Origin of the sequence: Streptococcus equinus, from assembly GCF_049393735.1 — a bacterium.
GTDB lineage: Bacteria > Bacillota > Bacilli > Lactobacillales > Streptococcaceae > Streptococcus > Streptococcus equinus_G.
On the sequence record NZ_CP185946.1, the window covers coordinates 1333155 to 1353427 of the forward strand.

Annotated in this window: 24 protein-coding genes and 2 tRNA genes; all 26 read right to left on the reverse strand. The window is 41.7% G+C overall.

The window, feature by feature from the left end:
- Positions 1-8: 8 nt before the first annotated feature.
- The 26 genes from ACNTMY_RS06590 to ACNTMY_RS06715 all read right to left on the reverse strand — a co-directional run bounded on the left by ACNTMY_RS06590 (position 9) and on the right by ACNTMY_RS06715 (position 20007).
- Positions 9-2363 carry a CHAP domain-containing protein gene (locus ACNTMY_RS06590; RefSeq protein ID WP_423215849.1) on the reverse strand — a complete coding sequence of 785 codons (2355 nt, stop codon included), beginning with the start codon at positions 2361-2363 and terminating at the stop codon, positions 9-11.
- Positions 2363-3835, reverse strand: a complete 1473-nt coding sequence (locus ACNTMY_RS06595) for a distal tail protein Dit (RefSeq protein WP_423215850.1) — start codon at positions 3833-3835, stop codon at positions 2363-2365. The genes ACNTMY_RS06590 and ACNTMY_RS06595 overlap by 1 nt, the downstream gene beginning before the upstream one ends.
- Positions 3836-3838: 3 nt before the next feature.
- Positions 3839-6961: a hypothetical protein gene (locus ACNTMY_RS06600; protein WP_423215851.1), complete on the reverse strand. Its 3123-nt coding sequence runs from the start codon at positions 6959-6961 to the stop codon at positions 3839-3841.
- On the reverse strand, positions 6948-7193 hold the full coding sequence (locus tag ACNTMY_RS06605; RefSeq protein ID WP_231872471.1) for a hypothetical protein: 246 nt from the start codon (positions 7191-7193) through the stop codon (positions 6948-6950). The genes ACNTMY_RS06600 and ACNTMY_RS06605 overlap by 14 nt, the downstream gene beginning before the upstream one ends.
- A gap of 65 nt (positions 7194-7258) precedes the next feature.
- Positions 7259-7645: a hypothetical protein gene (locus tag ACNTMY_RS06610; protein ID WP_423215852.1), complete on the reverse strand. Its 387-nt coding sequence runs from the start codon at positions 7643-7645 to the stop codon at positions 7259-7261.
- 25 nt (positions 7646-7670) lie between these two features.
- Positions 7671-8282, reverse strand: a complete 612-nt coding sequence (locus ACNTMY_RS06615) for a hypothetical protein (protein WP_423215853.1) — start codon at positions 8280-8282, stop codon at positions 7671-7673.
- Positions 8282-8650, reverse strand: coding sequence for a hypothetical protein (locus tag ACNTMY_RS06620; RefSeq protein ID WP_074484082.1), 369 nt, complete (start codon positions 8648-8650; stop codon positions 8282-8284). Before ACNTMY_RS06620 ends, ACNTMY_RS06615 begins: the two co-directional genes overlap by 1 nt.
- Before the next feature lie 10 nt (positions 8651-8660).
- Positions 8661-9068: an HK97-gp10 family putative phage morphogenesis protein gene (locus ACNTMY_RS06625; RefSeq protein ID WP_423215854.1), complete on the reverse strand. Its 408-nt coding sequence runs from the start codon at positions 9066-9068 to the stop codon at positions 8661-8663.
- Complete coding sequence (locus ACNTMY_RS06630) at positions 9068-9376, reverse strand: phage head closure protein (RefSeq protein WP_423215855.1); 309 nt, start codon at positions 9374-9376, stop codon at positions 9068-9070. Before ACNTMY_RS06630 ends, ACNTMY_RS06625 begins: the two co-directional genes overlap by 1 nt.
- Positions 9376-9906, reverse strand: coding sequence for a hypothetical protein (locus tag ACNTMY_RS06635; RefSeq protein WP_423215856.1), 531 nt, complete (start codon positions 9904-9906; stop codon positions 9376-9378). Before ACNTMY_RS06635 ends, ACNTMY_RS06630 begins: the two co-directional genes overlap by 1 nt.
- Before the next feature lie 32 nt (positions 9907-9938).
- Entirely contained in the window at positions 9939-10286 is a 348-nt protein-coding gene (locus tag ACNTMY_RS06640) for a hypothetical protein (protein WP_423215857.1), read from the reverse strand.
- A 14-nt stretch (positions 10287-10300) separates the two neighbouring features.
- Positions 10301-11272 carry a major capsid protein gene (locus tag ACNTMY_RS06645; RefSeq protein ID WP_423215858.1) on the reverse strand — a complete coding sequence of 324 codons (972 nt, stop codon included), beginning with the start codon at positions 11270-11272 and terminating at the stop codon, positions 10301-10303.
- A 15-nt stretch (positions 11273-11287) separates the two neighbouring features.
- Positions 11288-11854 (reverse strand): phage scaffolding protein, encoded by a 567-nt coding sequence (locus tag ACNTMY_RS06650; RefSeq protein WP_423215859.1) that lies wholly within the window; start codon positions 11852-11854, stop codon positions 11288-11290.
- 84 nt (positions 11855-11938) lie between these two features.
- Positions 11939-12009 (reverse strand) — tRNA-Trp (locus ACNTMY_RS06655).
- Positions 12010-12080: 71 nt separating this feature from the next.
- The gene (locus ACNTMY_RS06660) at positions 12081-12296 is read right to left on the reverse strand and encodes a hypothetical protein (RefSeq protein WP_316597350.1); all 216 of its coding nucleotides are present in this window, start codon (positions 12294-12296) and stop codon (positions 12081-12083) included.
- A gap of 1 nt (position 12297) precedes the next feature.
- Positions 12298-14121, reverse strand: a complete 1824-nt coding sequence (locus tag ACNTMY_RS06665; protein WP_423215860.1) for a phage minor head protein — start codon at positions 14119-14121, stop codon at positions 12298-12300.
- Positions 14051-15553, reverse strand: coding sequence for a phage portal protein (locus ACNTMY_RS06670; protein ID WP_423216873.1), 1503 nt, complete (start codon positions 15551-15553; stop codon positions 14051-14053). Before ACNTMY_RS06670 ends, ACNTMY_RS06665 begins: the two co-directional genes overlap by 71 nt.
- 10 nt (positions 15554-15563) lie before the next feature.
- Positions 15564-16832: a PBSX family phage terminase large subunit gene (locus ACNTMY_RS06675; protein ID WP_423215861.1), complete on the reverse strand. Its 1269-nt coding sequence runs from the start codon at positions 16830-16832 to the stop codon at positions 15564-15566.
- Entirely contained in the window at positions 16810-17232 is a 423-nt protein-coding gene (locus ACNTMY_RS06680; protein ID WP_423215862.1) for a terminase small subunit, read from the reverse strand. The genes ACNTMY_RS06675 and ACNTMY_RS06680 overlap by 23 nt, the downstream gene beginning before the upstream one ends.
- Positions 17233-17298: 66 nt before the next feature.
- Positions 17299-17370, reverse strand: a tRNA-Lys gene (locus ACNTMY_RS06685).
- A 118-nt stretch (positions 17371-17488) separates the two neighbouring features.
- Positions 17489-17962 carry an ArpU family phage packaging/lysis transcriptional regulator gene (locus ACNTMY_RS06690; RefSeq protein WP_074484093.1) on the reverse strand — a complete coding sequence of 158 codons (474 nt, stop codon included), beginning with the start codon at positions 17960-17962 and terminating at the stop codon, positions 17489-17491.
- 74 nt (positions 17963-18036) lie between these two features.
- Positions 18037-18249, reverse strand: coding sequence for a hypothetical protein (locus tag ACNTMY_RS06695; RefSeq protein ID WP_423215863.1), 213 nt, complete (start codon positions 18247-18249; stop codon positions 18037-18039).
- Between the two features lie 189 nt (positions 18250-18438).
- A complete protein-coding gene (locus ACNTMY_RS06700) occupies positions 18439-18966 on the reverse strand; it encodes a DUF1642 domain-containing protein (protein ID WP_423215864.1) in 528 nt (175 codons plus the stop codon).
- The gene (locus tag ACNTMY_RS06705) at positions 18959-19339 is read right to left on the reverse strand and encodes a hypothetical protein (RefSeq protein ID WP_423215865.1); all 381 of its coding nucleotides are present in this window, start codon (positions 19337-19339) and stop codon (positions 18959-18961) included. Before ACNTMY_RS06705 ends, ACNTMY_RS06700 begins: the two co-directional genes overlap by 8 nt.
- Positions 19340-19567: a hypothetical protein gene (locus tag ACNTMY_RS06710; RefSeq protein ID WP_423215866.1), complete on the reverse strand. Its 228-nt coding sequence runs from the start codon at positions 19565-19567 to the stop codon at positions 19340-19342. It abuts the gene before it with no gap.
- A gap of 32 nt (positions 19568-19599) precedes the next feature.
- Positions 19600-20007 carry a hypothetical protein gene (locus tag ACNTMY_RS06715; protein WP_423215867.1) on the reverse strand — a complete coding sequence of 136 codons (408 nt, stop codon included), beginning with the start codon at positions 20005-20007 and terminating at the stop codon, positions 19600-19602.
- Positions 20008-20273: the final 266 nt, after the last annotated feature.

Genomic DNA, 20273 nt, shown 5'->3' on the forward strand with positions numbered 1-20273 from the left:
TCCTTCTCTTAAGCTTGTTTGCCGACGTATTCGATTTCGCACGAAAACGTGGCTCGTCTAAATAGGTCGGCTTGTGTTATTCTTATCGATTTTTGTGAATACGAATGGTCTCTATTCCAGTTCTCGTCTGGTGTTTCATCATCATTCGTCTTGGTCCAGATATAACTAAACTCCGTTCCATCTTTATCAATTTCCTTATTTCCACGCCAAAGCGTAGCTGTCAGCGTGCTTGCTATGACGCCATTCTTAAACGTATTACCGTTTGACGTCATGACTTTGAGTTCGATTTGCTCAACGAGGTTTGCCAGCGTGATTTCAGTCGTTGCAACTTCTTTATCCCCGACATATCCTGATACAGTTAGCACCGCTGTGTTTTCAATGTCTTTAGCTTTAACTAAGTACTGCATTCCGACTGTTACCACGCCGTCAAGCGCCCAACGCCAAGAAACGTCAGTAGCTAACAACTTCTCGCCCTTGTACAAATCGGCTTTAAATAACGTTTCGCCCTCGTTATTTTTAAAACTAGTGCCATTGTCGCTAGACAAGCGAATCGTATAAGGCGCTTTAGCGTCAGCCATTTCTTCCATACGAGATAGCAAGTCGCTAGGAAGCTGATTTTCAAGGACTTTAAAGTTAGTGAAGACCGAATGGCCTTGGTCTGGGTCTGAAAAGCTTCGGTGAACCTCTGAAGCCCTCATTTCCAATAAAAGAACCGGGTAAAATTTGTCATCATGTACTTTGACCGTATCTCCCGGCTCTAAATCGGCGTCTCCTTTGACGTCATATGTAATCATTGGATAGCACCCAGCGCGTAGCATTTTCAAAGCATTAGCTTCTAAGACGTTCTCGTCAGTCGTTTCAATTGACGCGTCTTTTCTAATCCAGTTATCGCCGATTTCTTTACCAGACAAGACTGACGGATAAAGCTTCGCTGAAATAGGCGCGTAAATATTACCGTTCTTTACATAAAACTCGACTTCTCCAGCGTCATTCTTGTATTCCTTGTATTTGTTAGATGGAATAACCGTCTTAACTGTCTCTTTGACGTTCTCTGTGTACGTTTCCTGTACAGGCACTTGCTTAGTCACTGCTTGACCGCCTACCGTCTTACCTGCTGCGATTTCAGGCGGAAAACAAACTGTCTGAACACCAGCCATATAAGCGCCTAAATTGTAACTGTTCTCGACGATATACATGCGGCCGGCGTAGTTTTGCTCCAAAACGGTGATAGTAGAGCCGCTGACCGATTTAATAATCGCTGTATGGCCGTATGGTCCTGTCCAAAATGGTGAACCATAGTTAGCTCTAATATTGACGATAGCGCCGGCTTTTGCGTTAGAAACCTCGTTTCCGACAACGGCCCAACCAAAGGCGCCCCAACGATAATCCGTACCAATATTCGAAGCGGCGATACCTGCACCGATTCGCCCACTAATACCAGTTACGCCACCACCCAAACCCGGACCACCTAGCAAAGCGGAATACAAAGCGGATAGCGAATAGCATTGGCCAGTTCCGACTCGTTGACCTTTACGGCTTTCGATGTTTCGTAGAGCGTTCTCTGTATTCCCTGCGCCACCACCAGAAACCGTAACAGTCTTGTAAACCGTCCTAGTTTTAGTGACTTGACGTGTGATAGTCTTGTCACTTCCGGTCGGGTGAATCATGTTAAAGATTGGTGTTTTATCGACCGTACGAGTAATTTTCTCGATGTTTTGGTCGTAATTTAAAATGATGTCATCACGTCTAACACCTACACCTTGGTGGGTGTCATCATGCTCTTTAAAGACATTCAGACGAAACACTTTCAGAGAGCTATCGTCGTTCAAGTAAGTTTCAAATGCAATTTCAGCGTCAAAGTTGTTTGCTAACGAAATCAAACGTTTTAATTTAGTATCTTGGCCAGTCCATTCGATGGTTCTCTTTTGGTCAGAGACTTCATTGATTCCGAGCTTCAAAGCGGCAAAATCAAGCAAATCAAGCTTCTTACAATAATCTTCAAAAGTATAAGCTTGGTCAGCTTTGAACGGGTTAGCATACTCGTTTAATAGTTCAAGATTCAGATTCTCACAATAGCAAGTGATTGCGTCTTCGTCTTCAACTGTTTTCATGATGTTAAACAGGTAAGCACGGCCATTGTGGTGAAACGAAACAAAAGAACGCTCGTTAAGCGTTTGATAGACACGTCTGTTGTGTGTGTCTAAATCAAGATTCTTTTTGTCAACCGTAAAATCAAAAGTCGCGGAACCTGTTTCAAGGTAGCGCGACCACATATCGTTATAAAAAACAAGACCTTTAGCGTTATCTTCATTATCTAAAAATCCGACACGCTCAAGGTTATGGTCTAAAATGCTTAATAGCATTAGCTCCACCTCTCCTCAAATTCGATTGTTGCTGTTGGATTCAGCTCGCACCAACTAGACGTTGAAATGCTAATTTTGCTGCGTCCTCTCGGTATTTTCAGGAAGTCTCCGCCGTCAATCATTTCTTTAGCGTTCTGAATCCCGTTCACTAAAATCGTTCGGTTCTCGCTATTGATTTCGACAGTGCTTCCCATCATGTACCGATTCGGAATATCTTCCCACGCCGGCACTTTGTTAGCTTGGAAAAGAAAGTCGCTGACGTACATACGAGTTACCAGCGTTCTTCCTGAGAAACCACCCATAATGATATGGACGTTCGCTGTTTTCTTGCCTTTAATCGCTGGTATCGTGAACGGATTACGCCCACCCCACCAGTAGAAGTCAACGACGTCATCTTTCCTCAAAATGTCCGAGAAACCTCGCGGCTCATTAAATGGATTTTCCTTGTCATACTGCGTATCCCAAAACTTAATGCTTTTCAGAGTCTTGAAACCACCATGACCGTCAGCACCAAGAAAGTTATATTCGCAATCAAGGCCACGAGCTCGCTTAAATGTCTCAACGCCGTATAAAAACGTGCCTTCTTCGTCGGTAGCAATAATTTTGATAAAGCCGTATTGATTATCTAGCTGGTCAGGACCACTCCAAAACAACTGACGCCACCAAATGTAGTCGTAAGTTGTGCTATTTGTAATCGGAAACGTAAGGCTTCCTGAACTATTGACGCCTTGCTGCGAATAATTCTGCAAATAAACGAAATTACGCCCATTAAAACGCAACGTGCCAAGCGTCCCTGTTAGGTTCTCAGCTACGTTTGACATAGCTTGATTCTTAGCGCCTTTTTCAAAACCAGTCAAAATCTTATCGTCTCGATAATCAAATTCAAGCACTGACTTCTCAACGGTTTTCCCGTCCATTTCTTCCTTGTTTCCGACGGCCATGACGCCTGAATCGCTAACAAGACCGTAATAGCCGTTATCACTATTGGATTTGAGTCGAATTATCGGTAGTGCGGTCTCATTCCCTTTGTTTTCGACCTCAAAAACAAGCCTGTCGCCCTCGACTTTAGGATTATCAAAACGTTTATAAGCAACACTGTGAGCCACCCCATCGAATGACTCAAACTCCAGTGTTAACTCCGCTTCTCTGACCGAGCTTGACGGTTCAGGAAACTTGCTAAGTGTCGCTAAGTAATAGCGGTCTGGTTGGTCACTGAAGACCAATTTAGCCGGATAATCAGCAAAGATATCGTTCAAAATATCAATCGTTTCCAAGACGTTTCCAGCGATAAAGATATCGACTTTGATTGTCTTTCCACCTCTTCGCTGACGTTTAAAAGACAGGCCACGAGTCGCGACCTGCCTTGTTTCGTTAGTAATGTCAGCTGTTCCCGGACGATAGACCTTTAAAACCGTGAGATAAGGCTCAAGGTCTACGCCGTTATAGGACATAGTTTTTAAAATTTTCTCCAAGCATTATCCCCCTCTCAATCTTAGATTACGAGCGTCAGACGCTGCGATTTTAGCTTGGTATTTGCGATAAGTCTTGCTAACCAGCGTGTCACTGTCAATGTAGACGTCTAGGTCTTTATCAAGAATTTCTTCAAGCACTCCAAGAATTAAATGAAGCACTTCGACGCTTTCAGATTCTCCGCCTGTTGCGTCAACGATTCCTTTACCAATTCCAGCCAAGGTCTTATCATTAAGCGGAAGGACGGCTTCGTCTCCTGCCTCACCGCCAACCATGGCGTTATTGCCATTCATTCCAAAAAGTGTAGGACTAGTCATAATCCCACCTTTTTTGTAAAACTGAACGCCTAAATGTGGAATTTTACCTTTCAAAAGGTCTCCGACGCTCCACCCTGCTGGTGTTATGCTGAAGTGTGGCATTGGAATATGTGGCCATGAAATACTGAAGTTAAAGAATCCTTTGATTGCATTGATAGCATTAGCGACAGCGTCTCTTGCTCCGTTGATTGCGTTTGAGATTGTGCTCTTGACACCGTTCCAAACAGATGAAGCTACGCCTTTAATACTATTGAACACATTCGATACTGTGTTCTTGATACCATTGAACACGCCTGAAGCTGTTGATGAAATCCCGTTCCAAACTCCAGATAAGAATGAAGAAATAGAACTCCAAACGCTTGTAGCTACTGAGCTGATACTACTCCAGAGACTGCTAAAGAAAGTACTTAACGCCGTCCAGACTGTTGTCGCAACTGAAACAATTCCATTCCAAACTGTACTAAAGAATGTACTCAAAACGCCAAAGACCGTAGTCGCTAGCGTTACGATTCCATTCCATAGCGTTGAATAGAAAGTAACAAGAATATTCCAGTAAATTTGAGCAGCCGTTACAATTCCGTTCCAGAGAGCGCTGAAGAAAGCACCTAAAGGACCAAATACAGCGCTAGCAACCGAAACGATACCGTTCCAGAGAGCTGTAATCCCTGAAACGATAGCATTCCAGACTGTAGTAGCTACCGACTTGATTCCTTCCCAAAGATTAGAAAAGAAATCAGCGAGCCCTTTCCAAAAGCCTTGTGTAAACGCCCAGAACACTTCCCAAGCCATTCGCAAAGGTGTATAGATTGCCAACCATGCGACTTGGAAGATAATTGCAATACTTCCCCAAAGAACGTTGAAGAACGCAACTAAACCGTTCCAAATTCCCTGTGCCACGCTTACAATCGAATTCCAAGCGTCAGACAATGCTCCTTTAACACCTTCCCACGCACTTGAAACAGTGTCTTTGATAGACGTCCAGAGATTGCTGAAGAAGTCCACTAATCCTTGCCAGATTTGACCAGCACTGTCTACAAGCGACTGCCATGTCTCACCTAGCCATTTCGTAAACTCTGACCACATTTTCTTGCCTGTCTCTGTTTGACTAAAGAACCAAACAAGACCTGCTACTACTGCACCAATCGCTACAATCAGGATTGTGAATGGATTAATAGCCATAACTGCGTTAAATGCGGCCATTGCTCCAGTGCCTGCAACGGTAGCGGCTGCGTGAGCTCCTTCTGCCGCCGTCAATGCACCAGTCTGAACAGCACGAGCAATCATCAAACCATTTGAAACACCTAAAACAACGTTTCTAGCCGTTTCGATACCTTTGATAACACCGGTAACAACCTTGTAACCCGTCCAAGCAGCTGTTACAGCGACAATCGCAGATTTAAACACGTCTACAGACGTACCGCCCTGCTTAAACCATGTCACGAAGTCCTTGACTCCGCCTGTTGCGTCTGCCAAGAAGTCAGAAACACCTTTCAAGGCGTCTTTCAAGCCGTTAACCTTGTTCTTGCTATCATCAGCTCCAGAGAAACCACTGAAGAAGTTTCCAATCATTCCAGCGACTTCTGAAATAGTCGTCTTGATGTTCTCGTAAGCCGTTTGAAGACCTGAGAATTCAGGCGGAACTTGCGAGAAGACCTGGTCTAGAAATTTGATAAAAGCGTCTGATACTTGCGGAAGAACCGTATTGAATAGCGTGTCAAAAATCGCCGGTAAAGCATTGAATAATGCTCCTAGCAATTCTGTAGCTCCTGAAATCAGAGGCGGTAACAGTGTTTGTAAAATCTCTGGTAAGTAACCAGCTACCAATTGAAAGAGCTGTGACAATCCTTCAATAATACGAGGTAACGCTTGTAAAATACGAGGAATAACGTTGTCAAATACAGTTTTAAGTGAGTCGGCAACGTTTTTTACCAACTGTCCGATATCTTGGTCAGAATCTGACATACCTGTCAAGAAGTCCGTCCAAGACGCTTTCAGCATGCTGATTGAACCTTCGATAGTCGTTGCTGCTTCCCTTGCCGTAGTTCCAGCTATTCCCATTGATTCTTGCATGACGTGAATTGCTTCAACGACATCAGCGAACGAATCAATATTGTAATGAATCCCGCTGATTTTTTCGGCTTCTGTCAACAAGCGCTGCATTTCTTCTTTAGTACCGCCAAAACCGAGTTTTAAGTTATCCAACATCGTGTAGTTTTGTTTTGCAAAACCTTGGTAAGCGTTTTGGATAAGGTCTATCGAAGTACCCATCTTGTTGGCGTTGTCTGACATGTCGACTACTGCTCTATGTCCAACTTCGGCCGCTTTTTGGGTGTCCCCGCCTAAAGATTGAACCAATGACGCACTAAAGCTTGTGATAGTTTCCATGTAAGCGTTAGCTGATAAGCCAGTGTCTCTAAAAGCAGTTTTAGAATGGTCCATAACTGCTTGCTCAGCAGCTTTCAATTTGTCAAATTGCTCTTTGGCGTCATCTACGCTTTTACCGACGCTTTCGGCATATTTAGCTAAATCTTTACCACCAGTTCCGAAAAGTGTCTGTACACCACCGGTTAATTGTTCGTATTCAGCGTAATTTTTGGTAGCCGCTACACTTAAAGTCCCTAGTGCTGCCACACCAGCAGCAAGGCCAACGCCGATAGCTTTACCAGCTACACCAGCAGCTTTTCCGATACCGCCGAATACTTTTCCTAGTTTTCCATGAGCTCCTTCAGCTTTTCCGGTCGTTTCATCGATTGCCTTGTTGGCTTCTTGGTTTTTGATACCAATTTTCCCGAATAAGCTAAATAGTTCCATCTACATCTCCTTTCTTGTCGTTATTTAAGATAAATTCAGCCATTGCGATGGCCTGCTTATCTTTCTCTACAGACTGTTTCTTATCTGTACGCCCTTTAGAATGAAGATTCTTGTTGATGAACTCGCCTAAACTCAATTCGGTATCTTTGGCCAACCAGATATCTCTCAACTCTTCTTTTTGAGTTTCATTGACCAAATACACTAAAAAATCCAACGTCTGCCCTAAGGTCATAGTTCCTAGGACAAGCATTGGATTAGCGTATCGTTTAAAAAGTAAATCTTTTAACCTAAACTCTGTTAGCTCAACACTGACGCAATAGATTTGAAAAAATCTTTAAGTTCCTCTTTCTTAAAGAAAGCGGTTAATAATTTAGTGTAGTCAATCATGCTAAGCGAATTGATTTCACGAACTTCTTTACCAGTCAAATCAGCAAGAAAAGCATTGATATCGTCTTTTGCTTTATTGATATTTTTCATAACAGCAAAGACTAAGCCAGCAACAACTTTTGTACCTCGTTTTTCAAGGTCTTTTTCAGCATTGTTAAAAGCACCGTCAACCAAAGCCATGATTTCATCTTGACAGTCAAGTTTGCCAAGGATTCCAAGCATGGTAAAGATATCATCACCTTTAAGCTCACGCATTTGAGCTGGTGTTTGTGGTAGTTCAGTTACGTTTTCAGTCATCAATCAAAATCCTCTCTAAATAGTATTAAACTTCAAGACTAACTTGTGGGTAGTAAATACGAGCCGGGAGCGTCAAGTCTTCTACTTGGTCTTCGTCAGCGTGTGCTTCAAACGTCATCGCTACTACAGATTCATCGTTATCTTTAAGTTCCATTTCAAGACCAGACGTGCATAGTGCGTTATCCAATACGATAATAATCGGGTCTTTAGTCCCTGAAATTGTACCGACAAGGGCGATATTTTTAAGATAGTCACTAGTTTCGACTGTGCCTTTACTTGTGATAATCTTGTAGTTTTCTGGCGCTGACACACCGTCGCCGCTTGTCACTTCAGCACCTAGGGCCAAAGCAATATTTTCGGCCGTAAGTTCTTTGACGTTAGTTTCAAGTGTTGCGTTTTGAGATTCAAGAATCTTCAAACCAACAGCTTTAGTTTTAACCCCGTCAACCTCGACTTCACGGTAGTTTTTCTCGATAGTAACCTTGTTACCGTCGGAAGTAGCACCTAAAAGCTCGCCTTCCCATTTTTTAGTTTCTGCATTCCATTCAAGGTTCTTGTAAACAGCGCCGGCGTCTACTACGTATGACTTAGGCGTGTTCTTGGTATAACCTGTTTTACGTACAGCTTGTTTTGCCATTAATTTCTCCAATCTATAACCAAATAAAAACGCACGTCTCGACGTTGTAGCATGTCCGAACCTGTATCAGTCATGTTTCCGCCCTCAAAACGTGCTCTAATGTAACAACTATCAAGCATTTCAGAGTAATTTCTTAATGCTTGCTTCAATTCTGCTGTTTTGGTCTCAATTCGTTCGTCATTGCTGCCTTGATTATCAAAGATAGTTACGTCCAGATAAGCACCATCAGCGTACTTGTCACGATTATCGCTATCATAGCTAAAAACTAGATAAGGATAAGTGATTTGTTGGCTTGTGTTCTTTCTGAAATAACTTTCAGCGATGACATTTTGACATTGGGCCAATACAGCGGCAATAACTTCGTTCATTTCGACCTCTTTAAGTTAAATTTCTAAGACAATCTTCCAAAATCGCTTGAATCTGTGACTTGTTTTGACGGAAAGCATTACGCAAGAACTTAACAGGTCTTTGACCGTAAGTAAAATACGTCTTGCCGTCAGCAGCTGTATAGACCCAGCCACCTTTTCGACCGTTGCCTTTCTCGGCAAATTCACCAGTACCGAATTCAATCCAAACCGCATACTCGCAATTGGTTCCGACGTACCCGACCAACTCGTCACGGTCAACGCGGTAGTCAATACTATCGCGCAAGGCTCCAGTATCTACCGGCGCCAAACCAATAGCTACACCTTCAACAAGCATACAAGCTTGAATCAGGCCACGAATAGCTTGTAGCTCGATTTCATGCTTGACTGCTGCTGAATTATCTTTAAATTCGCTAGACATCAACCCACCGCCTTCAAAAAGATTTCCAAGTGGTCGTCTAATTCCATCGGATTATCAACGTATGTCACTTCGTAATCTCTATCTTTAAAGCGAATACGGTCCGAAATGCTGATTTCTAAGCTTGTTTCGAACGTGATAATAATGTGAGTACTATCTGCTGTGATTGCGTTCTGACTGTTGCTTTCTTCACCACCCAAAAAGTCAATCCAGCCGTCAAAAGCGCTAGATTCCTGAAAGTCGTGAATGATTTGGCCTAAACTGTTTCTTCTACCCGTCTTATCATATTTTAAAATCGTAAAAGTAGACATCAAGACCACCTCAATTTCTTATATTTCTTCAAAAAACCTAGCAAAGTAGCCGGATAGCCTTCTTGACTCTCTGCTGCGGTCACATCGTAGTAAGTCACCGAATGACGACTAATCGATTCCGATTTGACCCCAATTTTACCAGACATTTTAGAATCGTATTGAATTAATTTCTTAACTCCAGCTAAGACGTCCGCTGGGTAGCTTATTTTGGTCAGTATGGCCTGCGTTGACACTTCCGTGATAAATTGTCCATTAATCTTTAAAACGTCGTCAGTGACCTCTAAGACGGTATATAAGCCGTCGTTATAATTTGAGTCGTTTATTTCAACGGTGTCACCGGCTTTAAAAATGTCCAGACGTCCTTTAGAGACGCGGATTTCATTATCTGAAAGCACCAAACCAGAGCACCTAAAGCGAATATTTTGGAAATTGTTGTTAGTTGACACTCTAACCATCGTTTCAAGACCATCACAATACTCTTGTGTGGCATTTTTATCGATTTTAAGAGCGTCTTCAAGTGAAATAATCATACATACCCCCAAAATTAAAAGAGAGTAACTGACTACTCCCCTTCTTGTTCAGCTAGCAAGTCAGCTAGCGCTTCAGTACGTGCATTTTTCTTGTAATCTACGCCCAATTCATCAAGTTTTGCCTTGATTTCATCACGATTAAGCTCTTTTTCAGGCTCTTCAGCTACTTCTTGCGGTGTTTCAACCACGTCTTTAGCCGGAAGCTGAATGAGCTCCTTGATAAGCACTGAGCCTTTGGCGTTTTCGCCTTTCAAGAAAGATTTGACACGTTTTTCGTCTGGTTCATACCCTTCGCGGGGATAGATAGCCCCGATAGGGTAGAAAACACCTTCGTCTTGCGAATCGATGAACGAATCAACAACAAGATAAAGTTTTTTCATTCGAATCACCTTCCTTAAACAGTTTCAGTAGACAATTTGTGACGAATTGCCACGATACCAATATTTTTGTCTTCGTAGACTTTAGACCAGTTATTAGCTGTGGCAAGTTCTGCGTTTGACGGTGTTTCGCCAGCTACTGTAGTATCAGTGAATTTAATACCATAAGGGTGGAAAACAAAAGCGCGACGTGTGTAAACTTCATCAACACCAGCAGCCGCTTTACGGTTTGTTTCAAAGGTTGTTAATTTTTCAGGCGTTCCGTTGTTGCGACCGAAAGCACCTTCAGCTAACAAGTAAGTAGTATATACATCGTCAGCCGGCATATTACTATCATCAACTACGACGCGGTAGCCAAGGTAAACAGGGATTTCTGTTGTTGCGTCTGTTGGTTGAATGTAATTAATTAAATTGTCTTGTTGTAATTTAGTGTATACAGCTGAGTGCATAACCAAGATTTTAAGTTTGCTAGCTGAATCTCCAAGCAACTGTTTAGCGTTAAGTACTTCTTTAGCTGTAATTGGTTTTGTTGAAATATCTAGCAAGTGACTAGAAGCAAGCGCTCCACCTTCGACAAACAAACCTTTAAGCACTGAAAGCAAAACTTTTTGCTCTTGACGTAACCAGTAGTCTCCGATACGGTCAAGAATGGCACGCATTGGGTCATCGCCGGAAATGATAGCAGCAAGTTCGTTTACAGACCAACCACGGCCACGATACATAACCGCCGCAATGTCTTTTCCTGCTGTGATTTTGCCAGTTGAAAGTTCTTTATCTTCATCAAGAACTTCGTCTTCCCCGTCAAGGTCATTCCAGAATGGCATGTTAACGAGTGTGTTCCCTGCTGTAATCATTTTAGAGACACGGTCGTCAGCGATTGCGATTCCTGAGTTAACAATTAGTGATTTTTTGGCAGTATATTGCTGAATGTAGGTGTTGTAGATTTCTGGTGTGATTGTATCCAGAACTTTTGTGATTTCGTTTGGCATTTAAAACTCTCCTTTTTATTTGTTTTGTTGCTGCAAGAACTGAGTCAGATTTGCTTCAGGATTTGCAAGAATTGACTCAAGACTTGTTTCTTGTGGTGTTTTTCCGCCACCTAGACCAGCGCCACCAAGCTTAGTGAAACCTTCTGGTTCTTTAGGCGGTTCTGATGATTGCTCAAAGAACGTTGGAAGACTTGCTTTTAGGTCCTTGATTTTGTTTTCAAGGTCTTTCACATTGCCTTCGTCATCGACTTCAAGGTCACCAAGTTTAAACATGAGATAATCAACGTCAGTCCCTTTAGCGGCCGTCAAAGCGTCTTTGATTGTCTGTTTACGAGCGTTATCTTTTGCTTCCTGTTCAAGCGTTTCAACTCGCTCTTTATAAGATTTCAACTCGCTTTGTAGCTCTTCGTTGTCCTTGTTGTTTTTCTTCAAAGTGGCAAGCGTTGCATTGGCTTCGTTAAGCTGTGCTTCTGCCGCGGACAGTTTCTCTTGCGTAGCCTGAACGGTTTTGCCGTGCTCCGCCATGATTTGGTTGATAACTTCTTCAGACAGTTCTAGAGACTGTAGGAATTCACGTTTCATTTGTTCTCCTTCTACGTCTGTTTAACGTGAGACGACCACGAGAATTTGAATAATGTTGACAGTTTAACGCCTTGTCTTGGCGAACACGCTCTATAGGAATCGAACCCATATTTTTGGTTTTGGAGACCAACGTCTTTCCGTTAGACCAAGAGCGCAAAACAAAAAAAGCCGTATTTCTACGACTTTTTGGGTATAAAAAAAGCACCATCAGTTAAGATAGCGCTAGTTAATAAAGCCTGTCATCATAATCATCTGGCTTTGGATAAGGTTTATCGTTGCTAATGCAATCAGCGACGCTTTTCTCAAGTTTTTCGACTTCGTCAGCCGTTGGCATTTCTGAAAGCACTTCAAAAATCGGAAAATCTTCTTGAAAATGTTCAGAATACTTCTCTTCGGCGTCTAATACTCTTGTTTTTAATTTGTCATCTTCAAAATAAAACATATTACAACTCCTTCAAAATATCTTCTACAATTCGATGATAAACTTCTACAGCGTTCGGCAACATTCGTTTGATTTCGTTGTATGCTTCGGGGCTTGTCGCTAAAAGCTCGCTAATTTCTGCAAAAAACTCCGTCTCTGCCGTTCCCGGACGTTTCCAGTATCTTTTGCCATGTCCCCAACCAAAAGGATAATCATAATGATAACCTGTAGCTTCAAACATGTCTGACAGCGGTGGAATTATATCAGGAACTCTCTTTCCGAGCTCTCCTACTTCTTTAACGAATTTCTTTATATTTTCTTGGCTTTGGGTTCTGATTTTGGCTCTTTCTGCTGCCGGAACACGCTCGCCTTTTTTGATAATTCGTAAATCACCGTTAATATATCTCCAAAAATCATTTTGAAGTGTCTCTTTCAAGTTATATTGCGGTAAAGAAGAAGCGTGTGTGCCGTATATATCGATTGTGTAAGTTTTTCCAGATAAACGCGTTTTTTGTTGACCAATAACCACTCGCTCGCCTTTAGTTAGCTTGTCAAACCCTAAATAATCAAGGGCGTGACCGTTTTCGTGAAAAACGGTAGAAAGCGGATTTTTCATGTAAGCTGTACCGTCTTTCGTTTTAAATCCATCAAAGGAACCTTGCGTTAATTGAACGCTGCTCCCTCTTGCAAAGGCTCTTTTTCCGCCTAAACTCTTGTATTCAAGTTTGCTACCAAGTTTTGAATACAAGGTTAGCATATTTTCATCTTTAATTGTATCAAATTTATCAAGAAATTGATTGTAATTTGCTAAACCAACAGCCGTAGACATATTCGTTTTCTCAATTGCCTGAACAGCTCCTTTTCTTGCCTTGTCAATTCGATTTTTTCGTCCTAATTCATAGCCTTCCGCCATAATTTGTTCAAAAGATTTAAAACCGTTTTTATTTGCTAACCATTCGTTGTAGTTTCTCCATTTAGAAACCTCTCCCGTCTTGTTGTCACGTCTCAAAAGCGCTGATTTATCGTTCTTCAAACGTGAAACGGTGCGGCAACGGCAGTTACAATCTTCGGCAGCAACACCAAACATGTGTGGCTGTTTCGCTTTAAGCCCGCTGACTTCAAAGTCTTCGTTAGGTTTGACACGTTGGCCGTCAAGCTTAGCGTGGTCGCTACGAGTGCGATTATCAAGCGTTGAAATCCATTCTTTTTCAAACTCAATACCCAGTTTCATTGCTTCCATTTGCGACTTCTGTCTTGCGATTGCCTGAACTCGACCAGCCTCGGTGCGTGTAATGTTCAAGGCTCGACGATAAGAACTATAGCCAAGTTCTGCCAATCTAGCAGCAGTCTGCTTGTAGCTATAGCCCAACAAAAACACTCGTGTAAGCTCTGATTTGATATTTGACTTCAGTCTCTCAGCTACACCGTCGTTTAAACGCTCAGACAGCTTGTAATTGGCTACGGGCGTCTCGATAATCGTCTTCAGCTCTTCGCTTTTTAGCATTGTGAAATTGATAGCTGTGTTTTTAGACTCGTATTCGTAAAAGAGCTCGTTATAAGCTATTTTCCCGGTGTCCTCTAAATGGCCGTTAATTTCCGTTTTAAGTCCTTGTTTTAGTTCCTTGGTTGATTTATCAAGTTGTTCTAAAAGGCTTGTCATACGGCTTAATTTTAGCTGTTCTGTGGACGATAGCTGTTCATAGCGTTGATAATCGACCAGCAAAGCCTGTTTAAGGTCCTTAATCGTGTCAACGTACAAACCATATAGCTGTTTATCAGTCTTCTTGTCCGCCTTCGCCAGCAGATTCTCGATTTCCTGTTGGAATTGATTCAGTTCCGTCATCATTTACCTCTGTTGTTTGGTTAAAATCAGACTTGTAAGCCTGTTCGCCTAAAGCTTTCTCGACTTCGTCTGGGTCAATCTCTAGAATTTCAGCGAGTAGCTCCAAAACCGTGCGGTCATCTAAACGAGGAGCAGCTGTCATGATGTTGTTAATCAATACTTGCTTAGTATCTGCTTCCGTTTTAGCAACAGTAGCGTTGTCAGTCTCGTTAGCCATGACTGAGCGTGTGATAATCACTTCAATATCTGACGAATCAAACGCTTTTCCGTTCAATTCATTGATATTTTGGATAATTAGGTCAAGCATTTGCTTGATAACCGCTCTCAATCGAACCTCAGTCTTATTACATTTCAGGTCAAGCAGACTGTAACGTGATTTAATTACAATATTCGTGATGTTTCCGTCGCCAGTTTGAGAACTATCAAAGCCCATACCGAATTTGTAAATACCTTCTTTATCAATTGCCAACTTAGTCTTGCGAGCTTCGACCGGAATGTCAACGGTTTGAACGTCAATACCGCCGCCTTCACCGACTCCAACAGTTTTCTTAGACTTCAAATTGGTAACCAGCGAGTCTAGATTATCACCTTCAAAGCCTCGAACGATGTAAATCGGGTGGTCAAAGTCAATCAAGTTATTAGACAATGAGCAAGCCATCAAATCATAGTCGTCAATTAAGTCTTTAATTGGCTCTAAATCGGTCTTTTCACGCTTATTATTTGCTAGCTTGATAAACGGCACTTGGCCGTAGCCTTTGCCGTAGTAGACACCTTTCTCGTCTTTAGCGAGCTGATGGAAAGCCGGATTCACCTTGATAGATTCATCTAGCTCCATTTTGCCTTCATCGACGCAGACAAAGTAAAACACTTGTTCTTTGGTCCAGAACTGAGCGCGAACCACGTTCTTGACCTCGTTCTTGATTGTGATTTGGTCATCGTAGTAGTAAATCATCTGGTCAATTGCTAGATTCTCGTCGTAAATTGGAATGGTTTTGAGTGCGTCAGCAGTTCTAAACTTGACCTTGCCATTCTCATCAACGTTCCAGAACGCATACTCATAGGACTTTTGACTAGCACCTTCGACAAGCTCTTGCAGCATAAGTTGAAAGTCGTCATCGATGTATTGTTCCAGATAATCTTGCAGTTCTAAATTTTCCGTTTCGAATTCGACCGGATTAGATAGCAAGTATTGGACTTTTTGGTCGACAAGTTCAGTAAAGAAACCGTGTGAAATTTTCGTATTAGCTCGATATTCTTCCTCTCTCAGCTGTCCGTTGCTATCAAAGTAGAATAAGCGTGTTTTCAAGATGTCATGCTGCGAATCATAATATCTGACTCCGTCATTCATTTTCCGCTTTAAAGCGCTAGTTCGGTCGCTGTTGATTAAGCTCTTAATCTCAGCGCCAAGCGTTGAAATATTTTCAGTTTGTAGCATTGTATACTCCTTAATATAGCCAGCTCTTGCTTTCGACACATTGCAAAGCATAGCGAAGTGCGTCCATCAAGTGGTTATTTTTATCTTCAGGTTTGTTTAGCCAGTTACCTTCTTTATCTTGTTGGTAGCAGTAGCTGTAAAACTCGTCCATAATGTGCGTACAAGCCGGGTGAACGATAATTTGGTAGCCTTGCAACTTCGAAATACCTGCCATGATTGAATCTTTACCTTTTCGACTAGGCTTCACACGTCTCAAACCGTGCTCTTGTTTAAGTTCCTCAATCAAGCGAGGCTCTGCTGAATCGGCTATAATCGTTATCTTTTGATAGCCTTTTGATGTAATCAAGTTAGCCACCTCACGAGTGATTAGGCCGACTTGATAAGCTTCATCGAAAATATGTATTTGCTTCGTCTCGTCATTAATCAGGCAAGCTACAAGCGCTGTTGGGTCATGCGTGAAACCAAAGTCAAGACCAAGCGCCAGTTTATTATTCTTATCTTTAAGCAGCTCGTCTTTGTCAAAGTCTTCAACCTTAACGTTCTCAAACACAAGGCCTTCAGCTACGCCCCATTCACCGTCGCAAACAATACGAGCACGTCTTGGGTTAGTGATATACAAGTCTTCGTAGCGTTGTCTATCGACTTCGTCTAGCCACTCATTGCACTTGTAAGTAGTAGTCAAAGCTAACGTGTCAGCCCGTTGTGTCTCTTTATCGAAAAATACACGTTTCAGCCAGTGCCTTTCATTCCAGGGGTTAAACGTCACCGTAATTTGTTTAAAAAATCCGGGAACGTCCAAGCTACCACGAATAGATTCGACGACTGTACTGAATTTATCTTCTGTTTCGATTTGATAAGCCTCCTCAAACCAAGCCCAGCAAAGAATACCAACGTCAACTGTAATAGACGTGATTTTCAATTCATCATCAAGACCTCGAAAAAGAATCTTTTGACCTGTCTTCTTTAAAGTGATTTCAGGCAAGGACTCATTGAATTTAAAAAGGTGCGCAACCTTCAATTGATTGCACGCCCATTTAAAATCCGTATAAGTTGATTGCTTGTTAGTATTTGAGTATCTACGAACCACAAGCAAGTTTGCCCACGGGTATTTCAAAAGTCTTGTGATAAAGTTCAAAGCCGTCGTTTTCGACTTCTTCGAACCACGAGAACCCTTGACAACCCTGTAGAAGTTCTTAGAACGCCAGAACTTACCGTATCCGCCACCGACCATTTTAGGAAGATTGACGATAACGTCGTTAGTCTGCGATGTCGTCTTCATTCGCGAACACCACCGTTCCTTGCACCTCAACTTCTTGCTTGTCGGTCCACATTCTGTAACGTTTTCCGAGAAGTTCAGCCGCCTTGATACGGTCCTTAGCACTAACTTCGATGTCAGTCAATTCTTGACCAAAATCACCGACGCCAATAATGGTCTGCTCGGTTTCTTTACCGCGCATGACTGACGTCAAATACTCAAGCACTTCTTGCTGGTCTGCGACCTTTTTCGATTGCAAAGCTTCCAGTCGCTCATCTATATAGGACTTGATTGTAGTATTTTGTAGTAACTTACTTGCATTCGTATTCGCATATTTTTGGCTGTAACCCGCTTTAATAGCTGCTTGCGTTGCATTTCCAGAGATAATGTACTCGTCAGCAAATTTCTGTTGTTTTAATGTCATTTTAGCGATTTTCCATCACCTCTCAATCTCAAATAAATAAAAAGCCACACAAACGTGTGACCGAAACAGGGAAAGTAGGATTCGAACCTACGCCTACAGATTAAAAGTCTGTCGCATTCACCCCTTTGCTATATCCCTACCAACGTACGGTGCTGCTAGCTTTCGCATTACGGCAAGCTCCCATATGTTGCGGCGCGACCGCTTTAACACAGGTGACAATGTCGCGCTCTATGCTATTTTTTTCTATAATATGATTTTAACACTCAGAAACGTTGTTATCCCAGCTATTTTCTTGCTCTTCTCTCCCAATTCGGAAGACCAGCAATTCTCCGCCTCGATAACATTCCGCAAACTCGACCGCTCCGCGCTCAAGCATGCGGTAAAACTCGCTTTCAGAGTAGCCTAGTTCCATGTAGATTTCGCAATCTGATTTGATTTGCCATTTACAGTATTTTTCAATCAAAATTTGTCTTACAAATGGGTCAATAATGCGGTTAATTGCTTTCGTAATTGCTTGCATTTCGTCCCAAGCTGCTACACGTCTAGTTACTTGAATTTCCGTTTGTTTGCTATTGCTAAATCCTGACGCTTTAGGTTCTAGCGAGTAAGTTGCTGTAATTTTAGGTGTGTACTCTTCGCCAGCCATACGAGAATAACGACGATAAAGAGAGAGCACCTCGTAAGCGTTGCGTTTTGTTAAAACCTTATCTATGTCCTGAAAAAGTCGCATTTTCTCAATCTCCTTATGCTATAATAGTAATAATGAGAACGTTTGCTAAGGAGCTGATTGCGACTTGGCTTTTTTTATTGTCTAGGAACTGCTCTAACCTTTGTTCCTTCACAAATAAAGTCCAATTTAGAAGCTAAAGATATGTTTACCTCATCTAAATTAAGGTACCTTATGTAATTTGGGTTATTTGCGATAATACAAAAGACATCGTGCGGGGAAAGCGCCGTCACGGTGAAAGTACAGCTTAATTTCCCTTGGAAATATCCTTCAACTAAATACTCTTTCATAGTCCATTCTCCTCACAGTAATCTTCCCAAATGTTACAAAGTCTTCTGGGTCAAAACCAAGTGCTCCAATTGCTCTGTGGACTTCTGTTTCTGAAGAAAATATTCCTAAGAGTTCTGTCTCTGTATCATACTCTCTTTTCAACCTAGAATAGTGAATGTTAGTAATCTTTAGAACTTCAATCTTCTGTATCATTCTTTCACCTCTTCAATTTCATACATTTTATCGTCCAACACACCTAACTCTTCCCAATCTTTTTTTGAAAGTTTAAGTATATGAAAGTGGTCTAAGCCATGATAGTAACCAGTTTTAGTATAATTTTGAGATAAGTACTCGCCTGTCAGCTTGTGTCTCGCTCTATACATTTTTTCTTTCTCAACTTCATAGCCATAGAGTTTCATCTTCACAAGTGTTTGAATAGGCTCATTTTCAAAGTTGGAATACCAATTTGCAAACTCATCATTTAATTGTTCTTTATGTAGTTGAAAATTTACACAAAGATTAGATACATAAAGTTCAAGATTATGTTCACGGTCTTCAAACCAGTCAGCTACAAATTGTGGCACAATAGGCTTTTCTGGTTCATCAAGCTTGTCAAGCAAATTTATAGCATAGGCAATCCCATTGTTATAACCTTTATCAAATTGACTAGCATATTTAATTGCTTTGCAATTGAATCCCACTTCATGCATTTTTCTCATCAATTCTTGCTTATTCATAGTCAACCCCCAATTCTTTCAGCTCTGCTTTTGATTCTTCAGCACAATCTTCAAACACCTTCTGAATTTTTTCTTTGAGCTCATCTTTCATGAATACACAGTCATCTCTTCCGTCAGGATATTTTACAGCAATGTGATAAATCTTGCTTTTAGACAATGTTTCTAAAATTTTGACGTTTTGGACAAGTGTATTCGCTCGCTCTAAGTCTTCCAGATTCATCTTGGTTTTATCAGATTCTTCAAGCTGTATAGCAATCTCCATCGCATAAGTGAGACCACTATTAAATCCAGCAATCCTTTGAAAATTGTTACTACGCTCAGTGTCTTTGAGTTCTCCTTGTAATTTAGCTAAAAATTTTTTCAGATTCATCATCTACTCCTTCACAATTGTAATATCGTAGCCTTCGATAGTTCGTCCGTCTGTTGTTTCGATTTCTATCCCATCGTCTCCGTGGAAATAGTGCCTTTTAACTTCCACACGCTCCCAACCACTATTCTGCTTATCAGTTGGTATGTAAGCGTACGTGCCATGACTTGCCGCGCTTCCACTGTCTGAACACCCAACAAGGCCAATTGCAGTCAGCGCTAGACCGACTAGCATTACTAGAGCTTTATTTTTCATCTCTCAGCACCTCACTCGTTATTTGTGATTGTTACAGGAAGAATGCTTTCAGGCATGTACTCAACTTCGTACTTGTATTTATCGACTTTGGTTCCGTCAGTCAAATCTTCAACGACATACATGTTGTTTTTAGTCATATTGATTAAATGCTTTCTGTATTTTCCTTTTGATACTTCAGCGATAACGACTAATTTCTTGCTGTTTGACGTGTCGACTGAGATAAGACCTTCGACCTTAAATTCAATCTTGTCAGTACGTGTATTGATGACTGCTACACGTCTACGAACGTTGAAATTATCAGCTTCTTTGCTAATGTTGTAAGAGACTTTCTCTGACTCATTAGCGCACCCCGACAACGTAGCTAAACCAACTGCCATTAGTGCCGCACCTGCTAAAACTGCTATTTTTCTATTTTTCATCGTGTTTCCTCGTCTTCTACCCAAATATTAGTTAACTCCCATTCTTTGATTCTGGGGTCTCTTGAAACAATATCTAAAGCAACGTCTTTAGAGGGAGCAAGTAAGCGATAACAGAGCTCTGGGCGGTCTGTTTCACTTGCGTACACCGTATACCACTTATTCATCTTCCAATACCTCGATTTCCTCAATTTCACTGTTTAAAATGGTCCGTTTATGTCCTAATTCAACGTCCTGACCAGCTTTCCAACGATTGTATATATATTCAT